This is a genomic window from Jonquetella anthropi DSM 22815, from assembly GCF_000237805.1.
GTDB classification, from domain to species: domain Bacteria; phylum Synergistota; class Synergistia; order Synergistales; family Dethiosulfovibrionaceae; genus Jonquetella; species Jonquetella anthropi.
Map to the genome: position 1 here is coordinate 1,505,500 of NZ_CM001376.1, position 25,993 is coordinate 1,531,492.

Below are 25,993 nucleotides of genomic sequence, written 5' to 3' on the forward strand. Positions count from 1 at the left end.
AGACTCTCCTTTCGTCCAACACTTCAGCAAATGTATTCAGTTAACGACTGACAGCGCATCTGCGCCTGACCGTCGGACAACTGCAAAGTGACTCCGTCGCCCGGCGTCAAATCTCCCACCGAGCGCACCGGAACGCCGCCTTTCAGACAAACCGAGTAGCCTCTGGAAAGCACCAGCTGAGGGGACAGCGCTTCGATCGTCGAGCTGATTCCCTGGAGTTTCAGCGCCGCGTGCCTTACTCTGCCCAACGCCGCAGATGATAGCCTGTCGGACAGATCGTCCAGCCAAAGGGCTGAGTTCCTGAGCCGCACAGAAGCCGCGTTAGCGCAGCGTTTTGCAAGTTCTGACAGTCGGTCCCCCTGCTTGCCCAGCCTCGCGCGGACGAGGCTTTTCAAGTGAGAGCCGGCGGCACTCAGCTGGTTTTCAAGTTCCCGCGCGTCGGGAAACAGCCGTTCCGCCGCCGCAGACGGCGTGGGGGCAAACTGGTCGGCCGCCCTGTCACAGAACGTGCTGTCCACGTCGTGACCGACGCCTGACATGACCGGTATCGGGCTGCGGGCCACCTCGCGCACCAACCGCTCGTCGTCGAACGGGTTGAGGTCATCCCTGCTTCCGCCGCCCCGAACGATCATGACGGCCTGCACGCCAGGCAGGAGGTACGCCCGGTGAAGCGCCCGAATGATCGAGTCGGGAGCGTCGACGCCCTGAACGAGGCACGGGACGACCGTCAGCGAGGCTTGGGGGAACCGTTTTTTCATGACGTTTTCCACGTCATGGACCGCCGCGCCGGTCGGCGACGTGACGACCGCCACTAATAGAGGCAGTTCCGGCATCGGGCGCTTGCGCTCCGGCGAGAACACGCCGTCCCGTAAAAGCCGCTCTTCCAACGCGCGCCGTGCCCGCTGAGCCGCGCCGGCACCAACCGGGAACAGCCGCGTCGCGTACAGCTGAACCTGTCCTCGGTCAGCGTAGAACCCCACCTGCCCGATCAGCCGGACTTGGTCTCCCACTTGAGGGACAAACGTCATGTATTGGGTCCAGCTCTGGAACATGACGCAGGGGATCCTCACCAGCCGCCCTCCAGTTCGGTCAAACGTCTTCTCGGCCAGAGAAAAATACGCGTGTCCGCTGGCTTGGTGCATTTTGAACTCGGTCAGCTCGCCTTCAACGACGACGCGCCGAAACTGGGGGTTCTCGTCGATCGCCTGCTTGATCAGGCCGACCAGCTCGCTGACCGTCATGACCTGCGAAGGGGCCTGAAGTTCCCGGTCCGTCATTGCCCCGCCCCTCTCATGATGGAACCGATGACCCCGTTGACGAACTTGGCGGACTGCTCGCCGCCCATGGCCTTGGCCAGAATGACCGCCTCGCTGGCCGCAACCGCGTCGTTCACCGAGCCCTCGACCCGGGACTCGAAGAAACACAGCCGAAGGATTGCCCGGTCAACGCCGTCAAGACGCGGCAGACGCCAGCCGCGCAGGCACGGGGCGATGAGAGAGTCCACCTGATCGAGATGGGACCACACCCGCTCGGCCCACTGAACCGCCGCGCCGCAGTCTTCCGCGCTGATGGCAGGAAGCTGAGAGGCCGTCTCGTCGTCGATCTCCAGCTCGTCGCCGTGGAACCCCAGAAGCTCCCAGTCGTCCGCCAGAAGCCGAAGCGTCCCGGCAGGATCGGCCGAGCTGTCCAGAGCGAACAGGGCTTGAACGGCCAAGAAACGCCGCAGGTGCTGCTTTTGACTCGAAATATTGCCCTTCGATTCGGTTGTCATTTGAAATATCTCCTTGGCGGCGTCGTGGCCAAACGCTTCAGTTTTTCAAGTCCTCCCCGGCGCAGAAGCCAATGGGAAACCCACCAAGCGGCTCCGCACAGGGCCCAGAAGACGACCGATCGATGAAAAGTCATCATCACCGGCGCCAAAACGGCCGCGGCCGTCAGCGTCCAAAACAGCGGGCGTTCCACAAGGCGGGCGGTCGACCGCCGCAACTCCTCCATTTCCTCGTCTGAGGTGGTCCGCACCCATTGAAGCCTGGGCATGGACACGCCGAGCATTTTCAGGTCGCTGACGATGGCCTGGGCGCGCTGCTGGTCATCCCACCGGTTCCACCGGCTTCGGCGGTCAGTGATCAGCACTAGGCAGAGCCTGTCGTGGCGTCGGAACCGAAGCGACGTGCACGCCACGCTCCGAGGCAGGTGACGGGCCACCAAATCGGTCATCGTTTTCGTCGACACGCTGATAGAACCTATCGGCGTCTGATCGAAGAGCAGCTCCACTGACGCACCTCCTGTTCGGCCCGCGGCGCGGGAAGAAAAGATAAAGAAGTCGGCTCGGCCTTCAGGACGAGCCGGCTTCCGCCACTGGTCTCAGATGTCTGACGTCTCGCCGGCAGGTTCAGCCGGCGTTTGAGTCTCGTCAGTCTCGAAGAAAATCCCTTGGACGTGAATGTTCACGGCTTTCACCCGGTAGCCGGTCACCCGCTCGAGCTCCCGCTTGAGAAGTTCCTGAACGTCCCAAGCTAAGTCGGGGACGCGGACTCCCCATCGGACAAGCAGGTAAGCGTCAACCGTGATGACCGGCTCTTTCCCGCTCTCGTCGACGGAAACCCGCAGACCCTCCACGCTTTTTCGGCTGAGCCCCAGAACGGACGAAAGCCCCGTGCTCGCCAGCCGGATATCCGTCGTGGTTTCCAGCGCCTTGCGGGCCAGATCCAGCAGGACGTCGTCGGACAGGTGGAGCTCGCCTTGGGGATCAGACGCCTGAAGCTCGTCCTTGGCTTCGGCCAAGGCTTCGTCCAGGTCAAACTCTTCCCTTTTCGTCAGCCGAGTCGTCCCTGGGGTCTCCGGCACGGCGTCACTCATCTTCCGGCGCTTCGGCCATCACGGCCACCGGCGCATCGCAGCCAGGACACCGGACCGCCCCGTCTTCAATCAACGACGGGTGGTAGAAAAAATGGGTACCGCAGGAGGTGCAGCAGGCCTCTTCGAACTCCTGATCAAGCTCGTCGGCGTTCGGTTCGCCGTCCGTTTCCTCGAAGTGTTCCGCCAGCTCGTCCACTTGGGCATCCAGTCCGTCAAACAGGGAGTAGAGTTCCCGACAGTCCTCGGTTCGCTCCTCGGTTTGGCGTCTCAGGTCGTCCAACTCGTCGCCCAACGCTTCCAAGGCGGCCAACAGGGCCGACTGAGTCGGCGAGACCGGCGTCTTTTGACCGTCCAGCAGTCCTTTTAAATAGGCGATCCGTTCTCGGGCACTCACAGAAGCTCCCCTCCTTTTTATCCGCCGGCTGGGGCGGAAATCTACTTTTTAGCCCGCTCGATGTATTCGCCGGTTCGGGTGTCAACGACGACTGACTCGCCCGACTCGACGAACATGGGAACGTTGACGACAAGCCCGGTTTCCATGGTCGCCGGCTTGCCGCTCCCCGAAACGGTGTCACCCTTGAAGGCCGGCGCCGTCTCGGCGATTTTAAGCGTCACGCTGTTGGGCAGCTCAATGCCCATGATGCGCCCTTCAAACAGGTCGAGCCGCACTTCCAGATTGTCAATCAAATAATGGAGCGCCGAGCCGAGAACCTCTGCGGGCAGAGAAATGTGGTCGTAGGTCTCCATATCCATGAAGACGTAGCTGTCGCCCTCTTTGTAGATGTACTGCGCGGGCTTCTCTTCAAACACGATCCGCTCGAACCGCTCGCCGGCCCGGAAGCCGTTCTCGACGATCGAACCGGTGTCGATGTTGCGAAGTTTCGTCTTGACGACGGCTCCGCCCCGCCCCATCTTGTGGTGCTGGTAATCGACGATTTCCCACATTCCGTCCTGCCATCTGATCTTGAGTCCCACGTAAAACTTACTGGTATCGACAACTTGTGCCATAAAACAACCTCCATGTCAGCTGATGAACCTTTGGACTATGAACCAGTATTTGATTTTAGTTGTACGTCCTTTCGTTTGCAACCGAAAGACGGCGTGCCAGTGTCTCAGGAGCCCAGAAGCACGATTCTCTTATGATATAATACGCCAAATTGGAGTGCCTTTCTCTTCATTGAGCGCTCCTGTTCCCGCGCCCGCGCGCAAAAGCGCCGCCGGTTTCGGGAACCTTTTGAGGATGTGGTAAATATGACCCAGTTTCAGTGGGCCCTCGCTTTCGCCCAAATCGCAGGCGGGCTGGGCCTGTTTCTTCATGGCTTGGAGTTCAGCGCCAGGGCGTTCCGCAAAGGGCTCGGCGCGGCGGCGAAGGACTTAATGACGCTGATCTGCCAGCGGAAGGGCTACGCGTTCTCCTTCGGCCTGGTGCTGGCGCTGCTCACTCAGAGCACGACCGCGGCCACGTCATTTGCTGTCGGCCTGGTTGACCTGGGAATGATCCCTTTTGCCGGGTCGCTCTTGGTGATGATGGGCGCGAGCGTCGGGACGACGTTCATCATCTTCCTCCTGTCGATGAACATGACCGTCTGGTCGCCGCTCGGCCTAGCGCTGGGCGTGGCTCTGGCAAAAACAGGACGCAGCCGGGCCGTCAAGGCCGGGTACCTCATTCAGGGCGTGTCTCTGGTCCTGATGGGCATGGAGCTGATCGGCATGGGCGTGGCGCCGCTCCAACAGGCCGGCGTCTTCGAGCATTTTCTCATGTTCGGCGCGGGACGTCCCGTCCTGATGTTCGTCATCGCCCTGCTGCTCACGGCCCTCGTCCAGAGCAGCGTTCCGGTGCTCGGGTTGGCCGTGACTTTAGCCTCCGCCGGCGCGTTCCCCGCTGAGGCCGTCTTGGCTGTGGTCCTCGGCTCACGAGTGGGCAACTCCGCTCTGGTGCTGATCACCGGGCTGGGAGCGCGGAAAAACGCCAGAGCCCTCGCCTTGGCGACGGTGATCTTCCGAGTCGCCGGCGTTTTAATCGTCCTGCCGATCGCCGGGTCGCTGATGAGGTTTCTTGCAGGACACGTCGCCGGCGTGGCCAGTCAGGTGAGCTGGGCCCAGTTCGCCGTCGGCTGGCTCAACGTCGCCGTCGTGCTCCCGTTCACCTGGCTCTTGGGCGCGGCGGCCCAACGATTAGCAGGATCCGAAGATGACTTCGGTACGCCCAAGCTGATCGACAGCTCCAACGTTCCTCTGCCAGCTTTGGGGATCCCGCTGCTGGCCCGGGAGATGACCCGACTCGCCGGCTTTGTGGACGAAATCGTCTTTTTATGCACCACTCCGGTTCAGCCCCAATACCGAAACCGGCTGAACGCGCTGGCGTCGGGCGTGCCGGAACTTTTTTCAGCCTGTCAGAATTACCTGTCCGCCCTCGACAGCGACAACGAGGACCCTCAGCTGCGGCGGGAGCACGTCGCGTTGGCCTATTCGCTGACTGCACTGGGCGACCTGTGCCGCGCGCTGATCGACGACTTTGTCCCCTTAAGCCCCAGCCTGATCGCCGCCGGAACGGCGGAGACCCGATCCGGCGAGCTGTGGCGTCAGCTGCCCGACCGAATGATCGAGCTGATACGAAACGCGCTGGCCGCCTTTGCCCTCGACGAAGGGGCGATGTTCCGAGCCACGATGGAGAGCAAAGACGAGTACCGGCGGCTGACCTTGGCGCTCCGCACCCAGATGGCCGGCGAGACGTCCCGGGACGGAAAGAACTTCAACGGCGAGCAGGTGCTCCTCGCCTGCGACCGAATCGCCCGAGCCTGCGCCGAGCTGGCCCGCGGCGGCGCCGTTAAGGCCCGGCTGCGGACGTCCGACGACGCGGCGGCCCTGACGGCCGATTTTTAACCCGAGGTGACTGATATGAGCTTTTTTAAACGGAAGGCCGACGCGGAGCCTGCCAACGATTGGCAGTCCCTCCTGTTCGCCCGAGACAGAGAGGAGCTGGCAAGTCAGCTCCAGACCATGGCGGACGCGGCGGTGAGCATGGTAAAAAACGCGATGGCGGCCCTGCAGAAGCGCGACGAACAGTTGGCCCGACAGGTGATCAACTCCGACGGAACTGTTGACGATCTGGAGATATCCATCGAGAACCTGTGCCTTCGCGCCTTGGCGATGAGACAGCCGGTTCGGGAGGACCTGCGGTTCGTCTTCTCGGTGCTGAAAACCATCACCGACTTGGAACGGATCGGCGACCAAGCCGTGAACATCGCCCAGCGGACGCTGAAGATTCACGGGCCGTTCATCAAGCCGCTCGTCGATCTGCCCCGTATGGGCCAGTTGGCCGAAGAGATGGTTCGCCACGCCGTGGATTCGCTGATTCACGAGAACGCGCCGGAGGCTCAGGAGGTCATCGAAGGCGACGACGCAGTTGATGACCTGAACGACCGCATCTACGACGACCTGATCGAGATGATGAGGCGTCATCACGAGGACGACCAGCTGGTCGATCAGGCGACCCAGCTCATCATCACGAGCCGAAACTTGGAGCGAATCGGCGACCACGCCTGCAACATCGCCGAGCGGGCGTGGTACACTGTGACTGGAGAGCGCTTTCAGCTGGAACATCACCGCCGCGGTATTCCAGAGCCGCCAGACGGAGCAGACGGGCAGCCCTCCTGATACGGGAACAGCCAACGGAAAGAGAGAGGAACGATGCAGGCTTTAGGACCAATCATTGCCCTGATGCTGATCATGTCGCTGGGGTGGTTCATCAAACAGAAGGGCTACTTGGACGAGCACACCGAGGGGAAGATTAACTGGCTTCTCTTTCGAATCCTCATGCCGTGCAGCATTTTTTCCGCCGGCATTCGTTTCCGCGCCGACCTGATCGGCGGGTGGAACTTCATGTTGGCCATTTACTCGTCGTTCATCTTCGTCATGATTCTCTCCCTCGTGCTCAGCCGACTGAGAGGCTTAACGCCGGAGCGAACGGCGACGAGCGTCATGATGTCCATTCGAGGGAACGTGCTGTATGTGGCCCTGCCTCTTCTCTTCCTTTACATCGGCGAGCAGGGGAAAGAGATGATCGCGCTTTACGTCGCGGTGGGCATGCTGTTCTACAATTTCTTCCCAATCTTGGCCGCGCAGATCTGCCTTGCCGGGCGGCTGAGCTGGAAAAAGCTCCTCTCGTCACTCGTCGCGTCGTTGAAAAACCCCGTCTTGCTCGCCGGGTTCGCCGGCATTCTGTGCGCCATAGCCGGCCTCGTACGCTTCATTCCCCAGCCGGTCCTTCAGGCGATCAACATGCTGTCCCAATCGGCTACCGGCTTAGCACTTCTCGTGATCGGCGCGTCGCTGGAACTTTCGCGGCTCCGAACCGACCTGAAAGTCTGCTGGATCGACGTCATGCTGAAGGTCGTCGTCCTGCCAGCGTGCCTGTGTCTGGCCTTTCACATCTGGCCGCTCGCAAGCCGCGAGGGCATGATCGCCGCGGTGATCATCTCGTCGGTGTCTCACGCGTTTAACTGCTACATCTTCGCCTACGGCATGGGAATGGACTACCGATACGCCTCAAGCACTCTGGCCTGCGCCACCGTTCTGGGGCTCGGCACCACGGCCGTCTGGCTGGGAATAGCGCCAGTCTTGGTGCCCTGAAAAGAATAAAAAAGAGGTCTGCGCTCACGATTGAGCGCAGACCTCTTTTTTTATTCGGCTAACGTGCCGGAAGCAGCGTCGGAATGACCACCATCACCACCTGACTGCGAACCGATCGACGCCGCGATGACCTGAACAGGGAACCGAGAAGCGGCAAATCCCCGAGGACTGGAATACGCTGCGTCGTCTTCGATACCGACTCTTTGAACAGGCCGCCGACCACGAAGGGCTGACCGTCCAAGACCCGAACCGACGATGAGACTTCCCTCTCGCTGATCTGCGGGACGTCCTCGCCGAGGCCGCCGCGCTTCCACTGGACGATCTCGCCGGTTTTAAGCGCCATGGATATGGTCATTCCGCCCTCGCTCCCCACTCGAGGGGTGACTTCCAGACGGGGGCCGACCTCTTCGTCGCTGTAGCCAGGATTGCCCGCGTCGTCGCGCCAGCTCACGTACTTGACCCGGTCGACCAGTTTAATCGTCGCCTTGTGCCCGTCAAGGACGACGACCGTCGGATCGGCCAAGACTCGAGCCTTTCCCTTTTCAACCAGCCCGGCAATTCGGGCGTCCAACATCCGCGCGACGGTCCCGGCGCCCTGCGCCGTACCCGACGATGGCGCTAACGGCGAGGAGCTGTCAAAGAAGCCCAAGCTGGCGACGCCGGACGAAAATGACAGCCACCACTGGTGGTACACCGCCTGAAGGACCGATTCCATTTCGCTCGTCGCGTCGTCGTTGACCTCAATGATACGGGCCTTGATCATCACCTGATCAGCCGGCTCGTCCAACTGGGCCAGGAGCTCACGAACCTGCTCCTGTTGGGCCGGCGTTCCCTTCACGTAAATTCGGTTCCGGCGCTCATCCACCGAGACGGCGTCGTCGCCGACCAAGCCGACAATCGACTTGACCAGCGCGCCAGTCTTCCCCGGATCAGCCCAAAAGACGTCGTAGCTTTTCAGCCCGTTCTTTCCCAGTCGGGCGGCCAGAACGGACCGCGGGCCGACGAGAATCGTCGAGCCGATCTTCGCCCAGCCGTACCCGGCCGAGGCGGTGATCAACTCTAAAGCCTCCTGGGCCGTCACGTCTCGCAGGGAGAGCGTAACCGTCGGGCTCGTTTCCGGCTCGTCAACGATGATGCTGCACTTCAGCCCCTCGGCGGCCAACCGCAGGGCGTCGGCTACCTTGACTTCCGTCAGGCTCATCGTCAGCCGTTTCTCCTTTTGACCGGCCGGCTTCGCGCACCCGGCCGAAGGAGCGCCTTTTTTCCCCGCGGACTCCAGCTTAACGTAGGCTTTTATCCCGCCGGGGTCGGACTCGAGTTTTTTCAGGACCATCGGAACTCTCGTTCGGATGAAAACGTCGGCCCCGCCGTCTTTGAGTTCCGCCGAAACTCCCCAAAGAAGCGGCGGCGTCAGAATATCGCCCGTCAACTTGAGGGCACAGCTTGGGAAACGCAGTTTCACGCCGTCCGGCCCTTGGCTCACGACGGCCGGGCGTGGCAGGTCTTGGCCGGTAAACCACGCTTCAACCAGCCGATCGCCGCCCTGCTCGATCCGAACGCCGCGAAGACACGCGGCAAAACTGGCTGAAGTAAGACACAGAAGGGCGAACAGGGCTGAGACTACCCGGCGCATGTCACCGTCCTCCTTTTTCAAGCCGAAGCGTGAACGCTTCGCCGTTTCGTCGGCACTTAATCCACCCGTCGCCGATCGCCGTCACGGTCAGGCCGCCAGCCTGACCGCCCGGAGGAAGCAGCCGCGTCTCGCCCTGAATCTGCACGAGGGCAACCCGGCGGGGACCGCTGATGAACACGCCAAGGAGCCGGGCTGGAACCGCTTCTTTGGGCAAAGCTGCCTCGTCGGGAATGCTCCAAAAGACCGGCGCGACAGGCGGCAAACTCCGCCTCCTGTTCAGCGCCTCGGCCAAACGGGCGGCGAGCCCGTCGTCGAGCTCCCTTTCTTCGCTCCTTTCGGCTGCGCCCTGAAAGGCCGCAGCCGGCAGGTCGATTCGGGCGTTCCACAGAAGAGCCGCCCCGGCGGCCACGGCGATGAGAAGACCTCCGAAGCTTTTCATCCCTCATCCTCCGGGGCCTCGATGACGACCCGCAGTATTCCCTCGCATGGAGCTTCCGGCGTCTCAAAAAACTCAGCCTGCCTCACCAACGAGGCCGGACAGTTCCGCTCCCAGTCGTCCAGCCACTTCAAGAGCCCGTCGGCTCGGCCCTTCAGGGAGAATGCCGTCAGACCTTCCGTCCGTTTCGGAGCTGAAAAAACCGTCAGCCCCTTTTCAGCCGCCGACGGCGAAATGACCGTCAGCGCCGCCTCGCCTTCCGGGCCGAGCGGCTCCGCGGCCAACTTGTCTAAAATTTTCTGCGCCTCATCGGCCCGGCTCGAGAGCCGGGCGACTTGGGCCTGACAGGCAAACAGCTTTTCTGCCGCCGCGTCGCGCCGCTTGGCTAAGTCGGCCAAATAGGCCCGAAAGGCCCAAACGCCGGCCAACTGGACGACAGACAGAAGCAGCAGAGCCCCGATAAGCCTCGGCCTCATGGACTGTTCCTCCGCCCGTCAATCTCCCACAAGTCCCGGCGGGACGACTGGCTTTCCCGGTGCGGCGCTGAAAACGTCCAATCCGGGACCGTCAAAAGATCTTCCGACAGCTGATAGACCTTTTCGCCGTCCGAGCTTCGGACGACAAACTTAGCCGCGTCCCCTTCGATTCGGGCATAGTGAAGCCCTGTTCCCTGCGGAAGTCTCCCGGCAAACTCGGAGAGGATCAGCGCCATCGGCTTTTCCAGCCGCTGGGCTATCCGCTCATACAGGTTAAGACGGGCGGCGTACCGCTCGTTGTCCTTTTCAAGCTCTGATGACCGAGCCAAGCAAGCCGCAGTAGCCGCCTCAAACCGCGCCAGCTCGCCGCCCGCAGTCTGCCAAGCCCGCCATCCCGTCACGCCGGCGATGCCGCAGGACAGAAGCCACAGGCCGAGGAACAGGAGGACCGGCAAGCTCAAGAGCTGGGTCGGTTTGACCAGATTGACGGCGGTTTTCATGACATCCCCCACATCGCGAGGCCAAAGGCCGCTATCGAGAGCCCGTCGTCAGGCGGCGGGCTGCCGTCCCAGCAGTCGGACAGGCTCACAGGACGCGCCCGCAGGCCTGAGGCGCTCAGGGCCTTAGCCAACGGATCTCGGCCTTCGCCGAGCGTGAAACAGAGCGTCCCTTTCAGCGGTGAATACCGCTCGGTCAGGTACTCCACCGTCCGCAGCGCCTGCCTGACGATCTGACCGTCATCGTCCGCCCCGTTGTCCGTGGCCCTGAAAAAAATCGGCTCGCCCTTCCACAGTTGAGCGAAAAGGATCGCCCCGCCCAACCGGCAGACGAACAGCGCGCCGCCGGCCGACGACAGGTCGGCAAACGGCCGGACGACGGCTATTTCAAGGGGCTCGACGGCCCGCACTGGGACGGCCTTTTCAGCCCTCGCGAGAAAACCGCATACCGATTCGCAGTCCGCTTGGGCGGTCAAGCAGAATTGTTTTCCGCCCAGGTCAACCGGCTCCGTGCAGTTCGGGCCGACCGCCCCGGAACTCACGTCAAACCGCGTTCCCCCCACTGGCCAGCCAAAAACTATTTTCGCGCCGCCGGACGCGGCCCGCTTGACTTCTCCCCAATCGGCTTCCGAGGTGAGAACCGACGGCTTGAGAAGCCGAACTTCTTTCGTTTTCACCTGACGGCTTCTGACGTCGATTTGGCCGCGAAAGACCGTCGTCCCCCTATCGTCCGATGCCGCGCCGACGCGATCGGGGCTCCATAGGCTCATCTGTCCCGCCCCGCGCGCCGAACGGCGGCCAACTTTTCCGGCTCGCCCGGAACGTCAAGAACCGCTTCGACTGTTTCGGACGTCAGACGAACGGAAGCGCTCTGTCCCGCCCACGTTCCCGACCGTCCGGTCACGACGGCGGAGAACAGCGCGTCAAGCCGAGCTGACCGAGCGGCCGCGTCAACTGTCACGGCGTGAATTCGCTCACAGGCCCACCAGACCGGAAACCCCGCTCCGGCAGCCAACGCCAAAGCGACGAGGACTTCCGTCAAAGTAGTCCCCCGCCGTCTCATCAGCTCAGCCCTTCCACGGCCGAAACGAGCGGCGCAAAAATTCCCCACGCCACAAAGGCCGTCACGGCTCCGGCGGCGAGGATAACCGCCGGTTCAAGAATTTTCATCGCCATGGCGCTCCGTCCTTCCTGCTCCTGTGCCAACAAGTCGGCCAGCCGTTGGAGGCTTTCAGCCAGACAGCCGGTCTGCTCGCCTACCTTCAAAATTCCAACCGCCCACGGGCCGATGACTTTTTCGCCGCTCAGCGCGTCCGACAGGGACATACCGGCTGAAACTCGGTCCCGCGCTCGGCTTAAAGCCTGACAGACAGCTGCGCGGCCGCTCGCCCGGCCGGCCAGTCCAAGCGCCGTTCTCATTTCAACCCCGGCGGCGAGTGAACCGGCCAGCACCGCCGTGCTTCGGGCCAACGCCGCCGCCCTTCGCCACGGGCCCAAAAACGGCAGGCGGTCGCATATTTTCTCCCACCAGTCGGTCACGCCCTGCGGCAAAAGTCGCCGGCGGGCCAGCAGGGCGACCGTCCCCAAAAGCAGAATGACGACGGGCAGGGCAACCGCGAAAGCCGGCCCGACGGACATTAAAAACCGCGTTGCCTGAGGCAGTTGGACGCCCAACCGCTCGAACGCCTGACGGAACCGCGGCAGGACGACGCCTCCCATAACGGCGGTAACAACTCCGGCCAACGCGAGGACAAACGCCGGGTAAACCGACGCCGAGACGGCGGCGCTCCGAAGTTTCTGTCGGCGGCACCGCACGTCAGCCGCTTGGTTCAGAGCCTGAACCAACGCGCCGTGAGCCTCGCCGGCCCGAACCAAGGCGACTGTCACAGGGTCAAATTCGTTCTCCCGCTCCAAAGCGTCAGCAAACGAGAAACCGCTCAGCAGGGACCGCCGAAGTCGGGACGCCAAGGCCCCGCCGACCGGCAGATCTTTCAGCGCTTGGTCGACCGGCACGCCGCAGGATAAAAACTGCGACAGGGCCTGCAAAAACGCCGTCCGTTCGGCGCCGGAGATCCGAGAGCGCCAACGCATCACTGGCCGTCAGGCGTCGAGAGCAGGGCGTCTTCCATCGTGACAAGCCCCTGCGACGCCAGCTCCAGCGCTTGATCCCGAAGCGGTTTCACGCCCCGTCGTGCCAGAAGTCGGCGGACTTCAGTCAGCCCGTCCGGCCCCATGACGAGGTGGCGGACGGCGTCGTCCATCTCCAGAATTTCAAAAATCGCCGTCCTTCCTCGATACCCTGTTCCGCCGCAAGACGGACAGCCGACCGGCGTCCAGCAGGCCGAACTGGCGCTTTGACGGCGGCAGTGAGGGCACAGAAGTCGGAGCAGCCGCTGAGCGACGACCGCTTTGACTGACGCGGCCACAAGCCACACCGGAACGCCGATTTCAATCAGCCGCCACAGGGCTGACGCCGCGTCGGCCGTGTGCAGCGTGCTGAACACCAAATGACCGGTCAGAGCGGCCCGCGTCGCCAACTGGGCCGTCTGAGGATCGCGGATCTCGCCGACCATAATCACGTCTGGATCCTGACGAAGCATCGCTTTCAGAACTGACGAAAACGTCGCCCCAGCGGCCTCGTTGATCTGCACTTGGTTGACGCCGGGCAGACGGTATTCTATCGGATCCTCAACGGTCAGGACGTTGAACGAGTCCCGATCAATTTCTTTTAACAGCGCGTACTGGGTCGTCGTCTTGCCGCTGCCGGTCGGCCCGGTGCTGAGCACCAGCCCTGACGAGAGCGACGTCAGAGCACGAAGGGCTCGTCCGACCGCCTCGCCGCCGCCCAGCCGGCCAATCGTCAGCCCGCCGGCCGACGTCAGCAGACGGGCGGTCAGCTTTTCGCCCCAAAGCGTGGGCAGGGTTGATATCCGCACGTCCACGGCGGACTGACCGACCGTGACGCTGAGCCGACCGTCCTGAGGGCGCCGTCGCTCGGCGATGTCTAAGCCCGATGTCAGCTTCAGCCGGCTGAGCAGGTTTTCGTGAAGCCGCCGAGGAATGAACGAGACGAGCCTGAGCCGGCCGTCAACCCGAAAGCGTATCCGCGCGTCGCCAGAGCTCGGCTCAAAGTGAATATCCGAAGCCCCCTCGCCGCAGGCCCAAGAAAAAATCAGGCCCGTCAGCTCGGCAAGGGCCCCTTCATTTTCCGACGCCGCGTCCTCCACGGCGGACACGAAGGCCAGATGGCGAGGAAACTCGGCGGCGAACCACTCGTCACTCACCCGAACGGTCTCAACCGGCCCGCGCCATTCCCTTTCCAGCCGGTCGAACTGAGGCAGCTGGAGCGGTTCGGCGGGCGCTGCAAAAAGAGTCCGACCGTCTGACCGCAGCGGGACCACCCGAAGGCTCTCGCAACAGTCCCGCGACAGAGCAAGCCGCACTTCCCCAGAAACGCCCATCTCGTTTTGACCGTTCATCGGCTCCTCCGTCATCGTTTCACCCTGTACAGCCGGCGGATCTCTTCGCCGCTGGTACCGATGGACACCAGCTCTTCCCATTCCTGACGTTCCTTCGTCGCCTCGACGGTGCCGGTCACTCGAATAACATAGAGCTTTCGGCCCGGTTCAAGTTCCTGAGCCGACCAGTCGGGCGGCCATAAGACTGCTTGGTCGGCAACGCTCCCGGAGGTCACGGCGTATAGGGGCCAGAAAACTTCCGCCTTCCGGTTCACGCCGCCGGAAACTTGGCTGGCGATCTCCGATGGAAGGGACAAGCGCAGCTTTTCAAGCCCATTTCCAGCCGCCACCGCGGGCCGCTCGCCGCTTGCCGGTCCTGGCCGTTCGGCGATAAGCCACCGCTCGGCCAGAGACAAACCGTCTTGGCACGAAAGGAACAGTTCCGCGCCGTTTTTCTCCTGCCGCCAAATATCCGCGGCTTCTTGGCCCCACCTGAGGGACGAATAACAGGCCGCCGACGCGACGGCCAGCGCGACGAGAACAAGCGGCAGGGCAAAGCCTTTCCGGTTCATCTTTCGATCCTCCAAGACCGCCCTCGGACCGCCCCGCCGGCTTTGATGAAAAGCTCAACTTCACCGCTTCCAGCGCGGAACCAACAATCCTGGACGCCCGAAAACAGGACTTGATTGCCCGAACCGTCCTGATAATTCACCCGAACGGCGCCGTCCTCAAACCAGAGTTCGACCGCCACGAGACGATACCAGTCCGCCGCGGCGGGAAAGACGGCGTCGCGAGCCGTCAGAGCCCGAGCCGACAGGAACGTCGTTTCGCCCTGAAGAAAGACCGGAACGTTCATCCCCGGCACGAGCGCCCAACGGGACGGATGAGAGACCCCAGCGCCTTCAAAAACTAACCGACCAGCATGACGCCAGTCGAACAGCTGTCCGGCCCGCGCCCAACAGTTTTCCGTCCCGGCAACGCCAGACCGCCGAAGGGCGGTGACCAACCGAACCGCGTTGCCCGCCGTGCCGTCAGGCAAGGGAACAAAGCCTCCCAGACGCTTGCGCCCGACCGTCACGGGTCTTCCCCACCCCGACCAACGAGGCTCATGGCCGGCGACGCGAAATAGCCCACGCTCCCACCGGCTCGGCAATCCCAAGCCGCTGTTGGAGACCGCCGACTCCATCCAAGCGACGACGCTCGAAGCCGTCCGGCTCCCTCGGACGGGATCGGCGCTCGTCAACCGACAGAAAAGGGCCCCGCTCACAAGGGCGCCAGTAGCCCACAGCAGAGGAACGGCGGCTGACAGCGCGACGAGTACCTCAACGAGAGTGGTCCCGGCTCTTCTCATCGCCCCTCCTTGTCTCTCCAGCGATCTCATTACACAATTTCTTTTATCATATTTATTGCTTATCTTTCAAGTAATTCTTTTCACCCAGCGAGCGGCTCTGAGAACGAACGACTCGCCACTTCATCTCTCAACTGCCGCGTTTAGCCCTGCCAGATCGGCCAATATTCTTCTGCCGAACGGCTTCTCCGGTCGCAAATCGGGTGTTTTACGTATATTATTTCGCGGGCCTGACTTTAGGATAGTAAATAAATGCTAATTCATTTATAAATATAAAATATATATTTGTTTATTATTTGAACTTATCCTAATAGGTTTTCGAGCATATTTTGCATGCCTCGCCTGAAAGAGGTGTATACGATGACCTAATTCCTACTGATATCTCGCCAAATTTGCTCCCCTCGGAAATAACTCAGACGTTTTTTAAAGACTGGAGGGATAACATGAACTGCTCGGACCTTTTTTCAATTCTCTGCCGTTCCGCCGCAGCTGCGGCCCTTCTTTGCTGTGCCGCACAACCAGCGGCCGCGAAGGATTCTCTGATGTCGTTTGACCCCAATTACTACCCGTATCCGGCGCGGCGCAACGTCGTCTACGGTTCCAGAGGTATGGTCGCCACGTCCAACCCGCTGGCGGCACAGGCCGGACTGGAGATCCTTAAAAAGGGCGGCAACGCCGTTGACGCTGCAATTGCTACTGCAGCGGCTCTGACGGTGGTCGAGCCTACCAGTAATGGACTGGGCAGCGACAACTTCTCGATCCTCTGGGTGAACGGTCAGATGTACGGCATCAACGGCAGCGGTCGGGCTCCCAAGGCCCTAACTCTGGACGCCTTCAAGGACCTCAAGACCATCCCCGAGTTGGGTTGGAAGGCTGTTACGGTACCGGTAGCGCCGAAGACCTGGGCCGTCCTGTCCCAGCGGTTCGGGAAGCTGCCTCTTTCTGACGTTCTCGCTCCGGCGGTGTCGTACGCTCGAGACGGATTTACCGTCCAGCCTACAGTGGCGTACTACTGGAACCGCAGCGCGGATAAATACATCTCCCATTCGCCCGAGGAGTGCCGGGAATGGCGGAACGTTTTCGCCCACGATGGGAAGGCCCCGCACGCCGGCGAACTGTGGAAGCTGCCTGATCACGCCCGCACGCTGGAGCTGATCGGCAAGACGAACGCCGAGGCGTTTTACACCGGCGAGATCGCAAAGAAGATCGCCGCGTTCTCCAAGGCAACCGGCGGTTACATCACGGAAGAAGACCTGGCAGCCGTGGAGCCTGAGTGGGTCACGCCGCTTCACGTCAACTACCGGGGCTACGACGTCTGGGAACTGCCGCCCAACGGTCAGGGGATCACAGCCCTGATGGCGCTGAATATCCTGAAAGGCTACACGTTCACTAACCGCGGCCCTGAGACGGCTCACCTTCAGATCGAGGCAATCAAGCTGGCCTTTGCTGACGCGATGAAATACGTGGCAGACCAGCGCTTCTCCAAGGTCCCAGTGGCGGAGATGATCTCCGACGAGTACGGAGCAAAACGGCGCGGGCTGATCACCGATCGGGCTCAGGTTCCTGAGGCTGGCAATCTGGAAACGAGCGGCACAGTCTATCTTTGCACCGCTGACGGCGAGGGGAACATGGTGTCGTTCATCCAGAGCAACTACGGCGGGTTCGGGTCAGGCGTCGTCGTTCCCGAAACCGGCATCTCTCTGAACAACCGAGGCCGTGGGTTCTCGCTTGATCCCAACCACGCCAACGTCCTCGCGCCGGGCAAGCGCCCTTACAACACCATCATTCCGGGTTTTCTGACCAAGGACGGCAAACCGGTCGGACCGTTTGGGGTCATGGGCGGTTTTATGCAGCCGCAGGGACACGTACAGGTCCTGATGAACGCCATCGACTTCGGCATGAACCCCCAACAGGCGCTGGACGCGCCGCGCTGGCAGTGGTCCAATGGGCTGACGGTCGACGCCGAGACGTCGTTCCCTGCCGAAGACGTCCGCAAGCTCCAGAGAATGGGCCACGACATTCGGTACAACACGCTGGAAGGGACGTTCGGCCGGGGACAGATCATCTGGCGCACCGACGACGGCACTCTGGTCGGCGGCACTGAGTCCCGGACCGACGGGTGCATCGCCGCGTGGTAACACCTGCTTGGGATAGAAAAAACTCCGCCCCAAATAATGGGGCGGAGTTTTTTGCGGGCGTTTGGGCGCGACGCGCAAAAGAAGCCGTCCCGACCGAGCGAGCTCGGCACAAACGGCTGAAGAAGGGACGCCGCCGCTCAGCGCGCGGCGCCCTCCACTGTGTCGTTAAGAACTTTGATGAGGCCCTCAATGTCAATTCCATGCGCCAGCGCGCCCTGCTCGATGTTTTCAAAGTGAGCGATAGCGCAGCCAAGGCACCCCATGCCCACCTGCTGAAGCACCGGAATCGTCTCTGGATACTGCTCGACGATCGAAGCGATACTCATGTCCTTGGTGATTTTCATCGTTGACCTCCCAAAGTTTTTTCTGGTAACTTTTAATAATTATACGGTCAAATCGGCTAAAAACAACCGAGCTTTCAAAAAAGGATCGAACCGCCCTAGGGCGGTTCGATCCTTTTTCTTCCGTTGAGCTGAGCGGGTTAAACCTTGCCCATGATCCGAAGCACGATTTCGGCGATCAGCGCAGAACCGAGGAAGGTGCCGACAAAGACGAACAGCCCGACGATGACGATGCGCCAGCCCTGTTTCTTGAGAATGTGCAGGTCCTTGCCGATAGCAAGGCCGGCGTAAGCCAGAATGGGCGTGCACAGGCCGATGAAGCTGATCTTGGACACCCACTTGGTGATGAACTCAGCGCCAGGGAAACCGGGAACGGTGACGATGCAGCCGAGCGTGACGATGTACGCGACGGCCGGGAACCCCTTCCACGGGATGGCATTGGAGATGCCCACGCCGACCAGAATAATGGCCAGCAGGATCAACATGCCGGGGATCGATTCGATGAACAGCTGGCTGGCCGTCCCGGCGCCGGAGGAAATCATGCCGAAACCGCCGCCGGAAACCCAGTTACCGACAAGACACTGAGCAAGGCAAATCAGCAGGAACATAAACATCTGGCGGAAAGTCATGGCTTACTCTCCCTTCTTTTCCTGACCAACGGCATAGGCTGACGAGCCGGTAGGAACGCTCGGGGCGTCCTTCACTCCCAGCACGCGAAGCAGCCAGTTCGAAAGCGGCAGGCTCAAAATGACGCACATGTACACGCCGTCGAGACCTGACATCATGTTGCTCGCGGCGGCCAAGGAGACGAGCTCGTCCTTCATAGCCGGCCAAATTTCGGTCAGCGGCGCAACAGCGGCGGTCATCATGCCGGCGCTGCCGGTGCCGCACGCCATCGCCAAAGACTGAGGAGAGAAGAACGGCATGGTGGTGGCGACAACCGACGCGAGGAAGCTGCAGAAAATCGCGCCGAAAACGGTGCCGACGACGTACACGCCCATGACGCCGAAGCCTTCAGGAGAGTCCAAGCCGTACTTTTCGCCGATGATGGCGATGTTGGGCTCGCGGGCGTTGGAGAACGCGGCGCCCACGGCTTCACGTCTCAGTCCCAGCAGGACGGCCAACGGAATCCCAAGGAAAACCGTGCCGATATTCCCGAACTCCTGCAAGATCAACGCCGGTCCGAGGGCCAAGACCTTCCAGAAGTTTGGCCCCACCAGCGTCCCATAGCGGGCCATGAGGAAGAAGAACGTCACGCCCACCAGCGACGAGGCCTGAAACATTTCGTCCTTGTTCAACAATTTCAGGCTGGGCGCTCCGCAGCACGCCCCGAGAATAAACGAATACAGGAGCGGAACGGCCACCAGCGTGCCAATCCCGATGGGAAACTTCCTCGTCCCGATGAGCTCCGCGATGATGACGAGGATCACCACAAGCACGTGGAGCTTCCAGTTGCGCAAAGCCTTTTCCACAATAGTCATTGCCCTTCTCCTTTCGCTACGAATGATTTATCGGCTTTCCGGGCCGCTTGATCGGACGCCGAACGACGCGTCCAGATTGGCCAAATAGCCGGACTTGCTGAACACAGGGGTGAAGTTCGCCAACAGGTCTTTCGCTTCCGCGGCGCCGTCGGCCAGAAGATCAATCACGGTCATCGCCATCGCCTTCGCCGGGGCGAGCACCGCCGAGTTAAAGTCGACCACGCCGAACTCCGGCGCGTGAAGCGCCCCGTCGGTTCCGCCCGCCAGAGGCTGAATGGCCGGCATGATCTGGGTCAGGTCGCCCAAGTCAGTGGAAGCGGAAAACACAGTGTGTCTCTTGACCCGGTCCGCGCCGACGAGCCCCTCCGCGTTGCTTGAGAACAGGTCATTCAGCCGGACTGAGCACTTGAGAGGCAGATACCCCGGCAGGGACGAGGCGGAGAAGGAAGCACCGACGGCCTTAGCGCCGCTTTCAAACGCGTCGATAACCCGGTCAAACGTCCTGTTGATGCAGTCGGTCGACAGGGCGCGGACGTACCCTTCCAGTCTCACGTCGTCCGGCACGGAATTTACCGACGTGCCGCCTTTTGTGATGATGAAGTGAACCCGCACGTTGTCCTCGTCGCGGAACGTCTCCCGCAGGGCGTTGACAGCCCCAATGCCAATGATTGCCGCGTTCAAGGCGTTGATTCCCTCGTGCGGAGCGCCGGCGGCATGAGACGCCTTGCCCTTGTAGCGGATCGAGAACGCCCGAAACCCCATGCTCAGATCCGGCACGTCAAACCCCGGCTCGGGCGCGTGTCCTCCGGCGTGAACCATCATGGCCATGTCCACGTCGTCGAAGACGCCCAGCCTGACAAGCTCCTGCTTCCCGCCCAAATAGGCAATGGCGCCTTCCTCGCGGAGCGCCGTACGGCGGTCGATCTCGATGAACTCCTCCGCCGGCACCGCCATGAAGGCTACCCGCCCGGACAGTTTGCCCCGAACCGCCGGATCGCTCAGCGCCGCCGCGACGGCTACCATCTCGGTGACCTGCAGGTTGTGGCCGCAGGCGTGAGAGGCCCCCGTCTTAGGGTCGGCTGTGGGGTGCGCGACGCAGGGAATGCCGTCCAGCTCGCCGATGACAGCAACTGTCGGACCGTCCGTCGAGCACTGAAGGACCGCTTTGAGCCCTGTCCGAGCCAGTCCGTTCTCCACCTTCAGACCCAGAGCCTCGAGCGCCTTCTTGATCTTCTCCGAGGTCTGGAACTCGAAGTACCCCAGCTCCGGCGTCTCGGCGATGCTCGACGCCAACTGCTGGGACTCTTCGGCCCGTCGGTCAATGGACGAAACAACCATCGCTTTCAGTTCTTTTTTCGTCCCCGTCATTGATTCAACTCCTTCCGTAAAAAGAATGCCGTGCTGTTTATTCTTTCAGCACGACAATGTATTGATTGTATTATACATTGAATTACTGTTTATGTCCAATTTTATAAATTTCACGAAAAAATAAGTAAGGACGCTCCGGAACAGATGATCAGACAGATCACCACGAGACGAAAAACGCGAGCCGGCACAAAAAAACCCAGACGGGTTCCCAGAGCGCTGCCGAGGCAGATGAGCGATATGTAAATCGGCGCCAGCTTGACCAGCTCGAAGGACAGCTGCCCGCCCAGCGCCAGCGCGGCGGTCACCAAGACGTTGACCGACAGAAAAAACAAGGAGATCGTCGCGCGAAATTCGTTCTTGGACAGCTCGCCGGCGGTCAGGAAAATAGACACCGGCGCGCCGGCAATTGAAAGGCACCCGCCCAGAACGCCGGCGAGAAATCCCACGCCGACCGTCAGCATGTCGTTTTGGCGCTTGAGCTGCCAGCCAGTCGCCAAGACGCCTCCGCAGCCGATGATGAGGACGCCGATGATCCACTTGAACGCCGTCAGCGGCACGAGATGACGGATCATCGCCCCCGGGATAATCCCAAACACGGCGCCGGCCAAAAGCAAAAGGTACAGCCGCCGGTTGACCGACCGGCGCAAGCTCCAGAGGATGACCAAGTTGGAGCTGCTGGCGAAGATGGCCAGCATGGCCGTCACCATTGACGTCGAGTAGAACATTAAAAGGATCGGCGCGCCGATCAGCCCTAACCCAAATCCGGCGACACCCTGCAGCATGCTGCCAAAGAAGAAAACTGCCGAGCCGACGAGAAGTTGGACCATTCCTCCGCGTCCTCCCTAAAATCCCAGCGCCGCCCGTTTCTGTTTCACGCCCAACAACAGCTGGTCTGCCGCGGTCACGAACTGTTCCACTCCCTTGGCCAACAGGTCCTCCGCCAATCTTTCCACGTCGATTCCGCAGGCGGCCAGTTGGGCCATCCGCGACCGAGCCAGAGGGACGTCGCTCGTGACGGAATCTCTCACGGCGCCGTGATCAAGAAACGCGTCGAGCGTTTTAGGCGGAACCGTATTGACGGTGTGAGGCCCGATCAAACTGTCGACGTACAGGCAGTCCGGCCAGTCGCCCCTTTTCACCGACGTGCTGGCCCACAGGGGACGCTGAACCGACGCACCGGACTGGGCAAGCCGGTTCCACCGGGCGCCCGAGAAGATCCGAATGAAGTCCTGATAGACCAGCCGGGCGTTGTCCACCCCAACCTGACCGGGCTCGCTCTCCAGCCCCGCGTCGGCCATCGGCTTCGCCGCCGCCGTGTCGAGACGGCTCACGAAGACTGACGCGACCGACGCCACGCCGGCCAGAGATTTTTCGGCCTTGAGCCGCGCTTCAAGCCCTCGGAGGAAGCTCTCTGCGACGGCCCGGTACTGCCGAGGCGAAAAGATCAACGTGACGTTGACGTTGACGCCCTCGGCGGTGAGCGTCTGAATAGCCTCGCACCCAGCCGGCGTCGCAGGGACTTTGATCATCCCGTTCGGCCGGCCGATCCGACGCCACAGGTCTGTCGCCTGACGGACCGTCTCGTCCGCGCTGTACGCCAAATTGGGAGAAACCTCCAAGCTCACGAAGCCGTCAGTTCCGCCCGACGCCTCCCAGACCGGGAGAAGAACGTCACAGGCCGCGGTCACGTCCTCCACCTCGAGGGCTTCAAGGATCTCTTGATCGCCCAGCTTCTGCCGGGCCAAATCGGCAATGCGTTCGTCGTAGTCGGACGAACCGACAATAGCGTCGCGGAAGATCGACGGGTTCGACGTGACGCCCCGAATTCCCTGCGCCGTCAGCTCGGCCAGCCTGCCCGAATTGAGAAGCGACGCGCTGATGTGATCGTACCAAATGCTCTGTCCCGCCTTGTAGGCGCTCTCCAGCCTGTTCATTTTCCAGCCTCCCGACCGTCAGAGTTCTCCTTGATTATACGATAGGCCGCCGGCGCAGCCCGTGGAAATATGCTACCATGCTCCTATCATCGGAGGGAAACCTCAGAAAGGAGGAAAACATGAGCGAACCACAACACAAAACTTCGCCGTCGAACGGCCAAGAGCCGCAGCTTCTTCAAGTGAGAGATGCCGTCTGCGAGGCCCTGAAGGACGCGCCGTCCGCTCAAATGGACTTGAACGACGTGTCGGAACTGCTCCGAAGTCGGCTGCCCGGCTTTCGCCCGAACGTCTTCGGCTGCGCCAAGCTGTCGTCCCTGCTGTCGCGGAAATTGGGCGACGTCGTGGAGCTCCAGCTGGACAAGCGGACCAACACGACGACCGTTCGGCTCGTTTCGGCGGCCCCGGCGAGCTCAGACGAGCCTGAAGAAGCTCCGGCGGATCCCAAGCCGTCGGCCGACGCAGAGCAAACGGCCTACCCGATTGAGCGAGTCCGACAGGCCGCCCTCGACGCGCTGTCCCAAGCCCCGAGCAAGAAGCTCGACTTGAGCCAGCTGGGCTCGTCGCTGAACGATTCTCTGCCGGGTTGGAGCCCTTCCCACTACGGAAGCGCCAGGCTGTCATCATTTCTCAGCCGCCAGCTGTCCGAGCTGGTTTCGCTGCGCAAGGGAGAAAAGCAGTCCGTCTGTGCTGAGCTTCGAGTGACCGGACAAACGGACAAGGGCGCGTCCGATCAGCCGCCTGTGGACGAAGCGCTTCGAGCGGTGGAAGAGCTCCTGAGCGCCGAGCCGGACGGGCGAATGCACCTGAGCCGCCTCGCCGACCGGCTGAAAGACCGGCTGCCGGGATTCCGCCCCAAGCTGTACGGCTGTTCGTGCCTGTCAACGTTTTTGACGCGCCGCATGGCCGGCGCCGTGACGCTCCAGCGGGACAAACAGAGAAACAACGTCTACGCCCTGCTGCGCAAAAACGCGGCGCCCGCGCCCGAACCGAGCCAGCCCGCGCCGGCTCAGCCGAAAAGCGAGCCACAAAAAAGAACTTCGACCCGCTCGGCCCGCAGCGCCAGCAAGGCCCTTCAGCGGGCCTCGACAGAACGGTCGGGCAGCTGGGCGCTGAAGAACTTCGCGGCCATTTCCGACGACCAGTACCGGCGTCTCGCCGGCATGGCCCTGCCGGAACCGTGGGAGTTCCACGACGACGAGCTTCCGCTGTCAATCCTGAAAGAGTACGTCCGGGCCACGTTTGCCCGAGTCAAGCGGCTCGGCGGCCTGGGCTTTGACAGGAAAAAAGAGATCGCGGCGTTCAACACCGGCCTGCTGGACCGCAACTGCGAGCCTATCTTCGCCTACTTCGGCCGCAAGTCGGAGAGCTGGGAGCTGCTCGACTTCTGCCTGCCTGGGCAGGGCCAGTACGGCAAACCGCTGCTGAAGAACTTCTCGCCTCTGCCGCCCAGAGCCGTCTTTTCACGCTCCGCCGACGAGCTGATTTACGACCTGTCGGCCGGCGAACCGCAGGTGGACTGGAACCACGTCCTAGTGGACAAGATCAGCCGGATCCCCGGCGAGGTGCTCCGGCTCGTCGGACTGGACGTCCCGAACGGCGCGCCGTTCATTCAGGACCTGTCGGTCGTCCGGTCGTGCCGCCGGGAGCTTCGGACCAACCCGCTGACCCATCGGCGGCTCAAATCGATTTTTGAAGGCGCCATCGACAACGTGATGAAGCGCCTTCAGTACGACTACCGGCTGGCCGTTCCGATCTACCGAATCAGCCGCCAGACGCTCGGCCTCGCGCTGCCGCTGGACCTGACGTCGTCAAGCCGAGTCGACTTGGCCCTGATCTGCGAGCGAATCGGCTCGGTCGGGTACCAAGGGCACACGATCTACCCTCTTCGATGGGTCTACCGCTCGGCTCGAGTGATGTTCCGGCCGACGGTCCCTTGGCTCGACCCTCTGACCCTGCCGCCGGCGCCGGTGCTCCAGGACGACGAAAGCCAAAAGGACTCCCAGCCGCAGCAAACCCTGCGCCTTTCCCGCCGCAAGGGACGCGGCGGAGCGCGCAGCCCAAGGACCGCGGCTCAGCCAGTCAAGAGCGAGCGCGAGAACGCCCCGAAGGAGACCTGCTCCGTTTTGGACCAATCTCCTCGGGCCAACTCTGCCCTTTCAATGCTGTGGAACCTATTCCGCAGGAAAAAATAACGATGCGAGGCGCGTCCGATTGATTCGGACGCGCCTCGTTCATTTTGGCTCCGCGCCTTGACCAGCCAGCCAAGGCGCGCCACAATAAAAAAATCCATGGAGGTGAAGCGAATGAAAGACTCAGTCCTTCAGGCGCTGAGGCAGTCCGACGGATTCGTCTCAGGACAGAAAATCTGCGCCCTGCTTGGCGTCACCCGCGCGGCGGTCTGGAAGGCCGTTCAAATGCTTCGCAGCGACGGCTATCTTATTGAGGCTCAGCCCCGAAGAGGGTACCGCCTCGCCTTCGAGCCTGACCGGCTGGACAGGATGAAACTCGCCGAGCTGCTGACGACCTGCCGAATTGGACGGTCATGCGAGATCCTCGCGCAAGTGGACTCAACCAACACGCTGTGCCGGACGAGGGCCCGTGAAGGAGCGTCCGACGGCCTCGTGATCGCCGCCGAGCACCAAACCGCCGGACGAGGCCGCTCCGGCCGGACGTGGCACTCGGACCAGTGTCAAGCGCTCCAGTTCTCGTTGCTGCTGCGGCCCGCCCTGCCGCCGTCGCGGGCGGCTCTCATCACCCAGATCGGCGCGGCGGCCATGGCGCAGGCTCTCGTTTCCGCCGGATTTGAGCCTCAGATCAAGTGGCCCAACGACCTGCTTCTGAACGGGAAGAAAGTCTGCGGCATACTGACCGAGATGAGCTGCGAGCTCGACCGGATTCACTGGGTCATCATGGGCGTGGGACTCAACGTCAACCAGACGGACTTTCCGCCCGACATCGAGGGGATCGCCACGTCGCTTGCCGCTGTTAGCGGGAAAACTCACGACCGAACCGCCCTGTTGGCCAAGTTTCTCAACGCCTTCGAGCCGCTGTTCGACGACTACCTAGCCAATCCGGCGTCCCCCCAGGCGCTTGAAATTTGCCGCCGCCGATCGTCTCTGACCGGCAGGGAAATCAGCTTCACCGACGACGCCGGTTTAGCTCAAAAAGCGATTGTCCTCGGAATTGACAGTGTCGGCCGGCTTGAAGTCCGCTTGGCTGACGGACAACTTCGCCGGCTGCTGTCCGGCGAAGTTCATCTCGGCCACCAGAAATAAAAGGGACAAGGTTTATTGCTCGTAGCGGGACCGAATAACGAGCAGTCTTAACGCAACGCAAGCCGAAACGAGAGCCAGCGCAGAGAAATTTCTGCAAAAAAAGGTCCCCCTTTTGTC

General features: G+C 61.8%; 28 protein-coding genes. 6 read left to right on the top strand and 22 right to left on the bottom strand.

Annotated features, from left to right (window positions below):
• Positions 1 to 23: 23 nt before the first annotated feature.
• The 6 genes from xseA to efp all read right to left on the bottom strand — a co-directional run bounded on the left by xseA (position 24) and on the right by efp (position 3,867).
• Complete coding sequence (xseA, locus tag JONANDRAFT_RS07015) at positions 24 to 1,277, bottom strand: exodeoxyribonuclease VII large subunit (RefSeq protein WP_008523341.1); 1,254 nt, start codon at positions 1,275 to 1,277, stop codon at positions 24 to 26.
• Positions 1,274 to 1,771 carry a transcription antitermination protein NusB gene (locus JONANDRAFT_RS07020; protein ID WP_008523343.1) on the bottom strand — a complete coding sequence of 166 codons (498 nt, stop codon included), beginning with the start codon at positions 1,769 to 1,771 and terminating at the stop codon, positions 1,274 to 1,276. Before JONANDRAFT_RS07020 ends, xseA begins: the two co-directional genes overlap by 4 nt.
• Positions 1,768 to 2,274 carry a hypothetical protein gene (locus JONANDRAFT_RS07025; RefSeq protein WP_008519500.1) on the bottom strand — a complete coding sequence of 169 codons (507 nt, stop codon included), beginning with the start codon at positions 2,272 to 2,274 and terminating at the stop codon, positions 1,768 to 1,770. Before JONANDRAFT_RS07025 ends, JONANDRAFT_RS07020 begins: the two co-directional genes overlap by 4 nt.
• 90 nt (positions 2,275 to 2,364) lie before the next feature.
• Complete coding sequence (locus JONANDRAFT_RS07030) at positions 2,365 to 2,847, bottom strand: Asp23/Gls24 family envelope stress response protein (protein WP_233417396.1); 483 nt, start codon at positions 2,845 to 2,847, stop codon at positions 2,365 to 2,367.
• A 4-nt stretch (positions 2,848 to 2,851) separates the two neighbouring features.
• A complete protein-coding gene (locus JONANDRAFT_RS07035; protein WP_008519504.1) occupies positions 2,852 to 3,253 on the bottom strand; it encodes a CD1247 N-terminal domain-containing protein in 402 nt (133 codons plus the stop codon).
• A 41-nt stretch (positions 3,254 to 3,294) separates the two neighbouring features.
• Entirely contained in the window at positions 3,295 to 3,867 is a 573-nt protein-coding gene (gene efp / locus JONANDRAFT_RS07040) for an elongation factor P (RefSeq protein WP_008519506.1), read from the bottom strand.
• Positions 3,868 to 4,110: 243 nt separating this feature from the next.
• On the opposite strand from efp, the gene JONANDRAFT_RS07045 reads away from it, so the two are divergent.
• The 3 genes from JONANDRAFT_RS07045 to JONANDRAFT_RS07055 are packed head-to-tail and all read left to right on the top strand — an operon-like array spanning position 4,111 to position 7,491.
• Positions 4,111 to 5,742: a Na/Pi cotransporter family protein gene (locus JONANDRAFT_RS07045; RefSeq protein WP_008523347.1), complete on the top strand. Its 1,632-nt coding sequence runs from the start codon at positions 4,111 to 4,113 to the stop codon at positions 5,740 to 5,742.
• A gap of 15 nt (positions 5,743 to 5,757) precedes the next feature.
• A complete protein-coding gene (gene phoU / locus JONANDRAFT_RS07050) occupies positions 5,758 to 6,516 on the top strand; it encodes a phosphate signaling complex protein PhoU (protein ID WP_008519512.1) in 759 nt (252 codons plus the stop codon).
• A gap of 33 nt (positions 6,517 to 6,549) precedes the next feature.
• The gene (locus JONANDRAFT_RS07055) at positions 6,550 to 7,491 is read left to right on the top strand and encodes an AEC family transporter (protein ID WP_008523348.1); all 942 of its coding nucleotides are present in this window, start codon (positions 6,550 to 6,552) and stop codon (positions 7,489 to 7,491) included.
• Positions 7,492 to 7,549: 58 nt separating this feature from the next.
• On the opposite strand, the gene JONANDRAFT_RS07060 is transcribed toward JONANDRAFT_RS07055, so the two are convergent.
• From JONANDRAFT_RS07060 to JONANDRAFT_RS07105, 10 genes are read right to left on the bottom strand one after another with little or no spacing between them, the layout of a single operon-like run.
• A complete protein-coding gene (locus JONANDRAFT_RS07060) occupies positions 7,550 to 9,124 on the bottom strand; it encodes a type II secretion system protein GspD (protein ID WP_008523349.1) in 1,575 nt (524 codons plus the stop codon).
• Between the two features lies 1 nt (position 9,125).
• Entirely contained in the window at positions 9,126 to 9,563 is a 438-nt protein-coding gene (locus JONANDRAFT_RS07065) for a hypothetical protein (RefSeq protein ID WP_008523350.1), read from the bottom strand.
• Positions 9,560 to 10,036, bottom strand: coding sequence for a general secretion pathway protein GspM (locus JONANDRAFT_RS07070; protein WP_008523351.1), 477 nt, complete (start codon positions 10,034 to 10,036; stop codon positions 9,560 to 9,562). Before JONANDRAFT_RS07070 ends, JONANDRAFT_RS07065 begins: the two co-directional genes overlap by 4 nt.
• Positions 10,033 to 10,536: a hypothetical protein gene (locus JONANDRAFT_RS07075; protein WP_008523352.1), complete on the bottom strand. Its 504-nt coding sequence runs from the start codon at positions 10,534 to 10,536 to the stop codon at positions 10,033 to 10,035. Before JONANDRAFT_RS07075 ends, JONANDRAFT_RS07070 begins: the two co-directional genes overlap by 4 nt.
• Positions 10,533 to 11,303, bottom strand: a complete 771-nt coding sequence (locus JONANDRAFT_RS07080; RefSeq protein WP_008523353.1) for a hypothetical protein — start codon at positions 11,301 to 11,303, stop codon at positions 10,533 to 10,535. Before JONANDRAFT_RS07080 ends, JONANDRAFT_RS07075 begins: the two co-directional genes overlap by 4 nt.
• Positions 11,300 to 11,596 (bottom strand): hypothetical protein, encoded by a 297-nt coding sequence (locus tag JONANDRAFT_RS07085; RefSeq protein ID WP_008519526.1) that lies wholly within the window; start codon positions 11,594 to 11,596, stop codon positions 11,300 to 11,302. The genes JONANDRAFT_RS07080 and JONANDRAFT_RS07085 overlap by 4 nt, the downstream gene beginning before the upstream one ends.
• The gene (locus tag JONANDRAFT_RS07090) at positions 11,596 to 12,624 is read right to left on the bottom strand and encodes a type II secretion system F family protein (protein ID WP_008519528.1); all 1,029 of its coding nucleotides are present in this window, start codon (positions 12,622 to 12,624) and stop codon (positions 11,596 to 11,598) included. The genes JONANDRAFT_RS07085 and JONANDRAFT_RS07090 overlap by 1 nt, the downstream gene beginning before the upstream one ends.
• Positions 12,624 to 14,012: a GspE/PulE family protein gene (locus JONANDRAFT_RS07095; protein ID WP_008523354.1), complete on the bottom strand. Its 1,389-nt coding sequence runs from the start codon at positions 14,010 to 14,012 to the stop codon at positions 12,624 to 12,626. Before JONANDRAFT_RS07095 ends, JONANDRAFT_RS07090 begins: the two co-directional genes overlap by 1 nt.
• Positions 14,013 to 14,023: 11 nt before the next feature.
• Positions 14,024 to 14,563 (bottom strand): hypothetical protein, encoded by a 540-nt coding sequence (locus tag JONANDRAFT_RS07100; RefSeq protein WP_008519532.1) that lies wholly within the window; start codon positions 14,561 to 14,563, stop codon positions 14,024 to 14,026.
• Positions 14,560 to 15,342, bottom strand: a complete 783-nt coding sequence (locus JONANDRAFT_RS07105) for a hypothetical protein (protein WP_008523355.1) — start codon at positions 15,340 to 15,342, stop codon at positions 14,560 to 14,562. The genes JONANDRAFT_RS07100 and JONANDRAFT_RS07105 overlap by 4 nt, the downstream gene beginning before the upstream one ends.
• Positions 15,343 to 15,782: 440 nt before the next feature.
• Between JONANDRAFT_RS07105 and JONANDRAFT_RS07110 the strand changes: the two genes are divergently transcribed.
• Complete coding sequence (locus tag JONANDRAFT_RS07110) at positions 15,783 to 17,477, top strand: gamma-glutamyltransferase family protein (RefSeq protein WP_008523356.1); 1,695 nt, start codon at positions 15,783 to 15,785, stop codon at positions 17,475 to 17,477.
• 137 nt (positions 17,478 to 17,614) lie between these two features.
• Here the strand turns inward: JONANDRAFT_RS07110 and JONANDRAFT_RS07115 are convergent, their stop codons facing one another.
• The 6 genes from JONANDRAFT_RS07115 to tal form a co-directional block, all read right to left on the bottom strand.
• A complete protein-coding gene (locus tag JONANDRAFT_RS07115; RefSeq protein ID WP_008519539.1) occupies positions 17,615 to 17,821 on the bottom strand; it encodes a DUF1858 domain-containing protein in 207 nt (68 codons plus the stop codon).
• A gap of 137 nt (positions 17,822 to 17,958) precedes the next feature.
• Positions 17,959 to 18,447, bottom strand: a complete 489-nt coding sequence (locus tag JONANDRAFT_RS07120) for a hypothetical protein (RefSeq protein WP_008519541.1) — start codon at positions 18,445 to 18,447, stop codon at positions 17,959 to 17,961.
• Positions 18,448 to 18,450: 3 nt separating this feature from the next.
• Positions 18,451 to 19,299 carry a DUF3100 domain-containing protein gene (locus JONANDRAFT_RS07125; protein ID WP_008523359.1) on the bottom strand — a complete coding sequence of 283 codons (849 nt, stop codon included), beginning with the start codon at positions 19,297 to 19,299 and terminating at the stop codon, positions 18,451 to 18,453.
• 27 nt (positions 19,300 to 19,326) lie between these two features.
• Positions 19,327 to 20,667: an amidohydrolase gene (locus JONANDRAFT_RS07130; protein ID WP_008519545.1), complete on the bottom strand. Its 1,341-nt coding sequence runs from the start codon at positions 20,665 to 20,667 to the stop codon at positions 19,327 to 19,329.
• A 110-nt stretch (positions 20,668 to 20,777) separates the two neighbouring features.
• Complete coding sequence (locus JONANDRAFT_RS07135) at positions 20,778 to 21,494, bottom strand: sulfite exporter TauE/SafE family protein (protein WP_008523361.1); 717 nt, start codon at positions 21,492 to 21,494, stop codon at positions 20,778 to 20,780.
• A gap of 15 nt (positions 21,495 to 21,509) precedes the next feature.
• A complete protein-coding gene (gene tal / locus JONANDRAFT_RS07140) occupies positions 21,510 to 22,601 on the bottom strand; it encodes a transaldolase (protein WP_008523362.1) in 1,092 nt (363 codons plus the stop codon).
• 119 nt (positions 22,602 to 22,720) lie between these two features.
• On the opposite strand from tal, the gene JONANDRAFT_RS07145 reads away from it, so the two are divergent.
• On the top strand, positions 22,721 to 24,793 hold the full coding sequence (locus tag JONANDRAFT_RS07145; RefSeq protein ID WP_008523364.1) for a DUF3825 domain-containing protein: 2,073 nt from the start codon (positions 22,721 to 22,723) through the stop codon (positions 24,791 to 24,793).
• Positions 24,794 to 24,904: 111 nt separating this feature from the next.
• Entirely contained in the window at positions 24,905 to 25,876 is a 972-nt protein-coding gene (locus JONANDRAFT_RS07150) for a biotin--[acetyl-CoA-carboxylase] ligase (RefSeq protein WP_008523366.1), read from the top strand.
• Positions 25,877 to 25,993: the final 117 nt, after the last annotated feature.

Excerpts from the sequence above, each read along its gene's own strand:
- xseA (WP_008523341.1), bottom strand. The coding sequence starts at position 1,277 with ATGACGGACCGGGAACTTCAGGCCCCTTCGCAGGTCATGACGGTCAGC.
- JONANDRAFT_RS07020 (WP_008523343.1), bottom strand. The coding sequence starts at position 1,771 with ATGACAACCGAATCGAAGGGCAATATTTCGAGTCAAAAGCAGCACCTG.
- efp (WP_008519506.1), bottom strand. The coding sequence starts at position 3,867 with ATGGCACAAGTTGTCGATACCAGTAAGTTTTACGTGGGACTCAAGATC.
- JONANDRAFT_RS07045 (WP_008523347.1), top strand. The coding sequence starts at position 4,111 with ATGACCCAGTTTCAGTGGGCCCTCGCTTTCGCCCAAATCGCAGGCGGG.
- phoU (WP_008519512.1), top strand. The coding sequence starts at position 5,758 with ATGAGCTTTTTTAAACGGAAGGCCGACGCGGAGCCTGCCAACGATTGG.
- JONANDRAFT_RS07055 (WP_008523348.1), top strand. The coding sequence starts at position 6,550 with ATGCAGGCTTTAGGACCAATCATTGCCCTGATGCTGATCATGTCGCTG.
- JONANDRAFT_RS07060 (WP_008523349.1), bottom strand. The coding sequence starts at position 9,124 with ATGCGCCGGGTAGTCTCAGCCCTGTTCGCCCTTCTGTGTCTTACTTCA.
- JONANDRAFT_RS07065 (WP_008523350.1), bottom strand. The coding sequence starts at position 9,563 with ATGAAAAGCTTCGGAGGTCTTCTCATCGCCGTGGCCGCCGGGGCGGCT.
- JONANDRAFT_RS07070 (WP_008523351.1), bottom strand. The coding sequence starts at position 10,036 with ATGAGGCCGAGGCTTATCGGGGCTCTGCTGCTTCTGTCTGTCGTCCAG.
- JONANDRAFT_RS07075 (WP_008523352.1), bottom strand. The coding sequence starts at position 10,536 with ATGAAAACCGCCGTCAATCTGGTCAAACCGACCCAGCTCTTGAGCTTG.
- JONANDRAFT_RS07080 (WP_008523353.1), bottom strand. The coding sequence starts at position 11,303 with ATGAGCCTATGGAGCCCCGATCGCGTCGGCGCGGCATCGGACGATAGG.
- JONANDRAFT_RS07085 (WP_008519526.1), bottom strand. The coding sequence starts at position 11,596 with ATGAGACGGCGGGGGACTACTTTGACGGAAGTCCTCGTCGCTTTGGCG.
- JONANDRAFT_RS07090 (WP_008519528.1), bottom strand. The coding sequence starts at position 12,624 with ATGCGTTGGCGCTCTCGGATCTCCGGCGCCGAACGGACGGCGTTTTTG.
- JONANDRAFT_RS07095 (WP_008523354.1), bottom strand. The coding sequence starts at position 14,012 with ATGAACGGTCAAAACGAGATGGGCGTTTCTGGGGAAGTGCGGCTTGCT.
- JONANDRAFT_RS07100 (WP_008519532.1), bottom strand. The coding sequence starts at position 14,563 with ATGAACCGGAAAGGCTTTGCCCTGCCGCTTGTTCTCGTCGCGCTGGCC.
- JONANDRAFT_RS07105 (WP_008523355.1), bottom strand. The coding sequence starts at position 15,342 with ATGAGAAGAGCCGGGACCACTCTCGTTGAGGTACTCGTCGCGCTGTCA.
- JONANDRAFT_RS07110 (WP_008523356.1), top strand. The coding sequence starts at position 15,783 with ATGAACTGCTCGGACCTTTTTTCAATTCTCTGCCGTTCCGCCGCAGCT.
- JONANDRAFT_RS07115 (WP_008519539.1), bottom strand. The coding sequence starts at position 17,821 with ATGAAAATCACCAAGGACATGAGTATCGCTTCGATCGTCGAGCAGTAT.
- JONANDRAFT_RS07120 (WP_008519541.1), bottom strand. The coding sequence starts at position 18,447 with ATGACTTTCCGCCAGATGTTTATGTTCCTGCTGATTTGCCTTGCTCAG.
- JONANDRAFT_RS07125 (WP_008523359.1), bottom strand. The coding sequence starts at position 19,299 with ATGACTATTGTGGAAAAGGCTTTGCGCAACTGGAAGCTCCACGTGCTT.
- JONANDRAFT_RS07130 (WP_008519545.1), bottom strand. The coding sequence starts at position 20,667 with ATGACGGGGACGAAAAAAGAACTGAAAGCGATGGTTGTTTCGTCCATT.
- JONANDRAFT_RS07135 (WP_008523361.1), bottom strand. The coding sequence starts at position 21,494 with ATGGTCCAACTTCTCGTCGGCTCGGCAGTTTTCTTCTTTGGCAGCATG.
- tal (WP_008523362.1), bottom strand. The coding sequence starts at position 22,601 with ATGAACAGGCTGGAGAGCGCCTACAAGGCGGGACAGAGCATTTGGTAC.
- JONANDRAFT_RS07145 (WP_008523364.1), top strand. The coding sequence starts at position 22,721 with ATGAGCGAACCACAACACAAAACTTCGCCGTCGAACGGCCAAGAGCCG.
- JONANDRAFT_RS07150 (WP_008523366.1), top strand. The coding sequence starts at position 24,905 with ATGAAAGACTCAGTCCTTCAGGCGCTGAGGCAGTCCGACGGATTCGTC.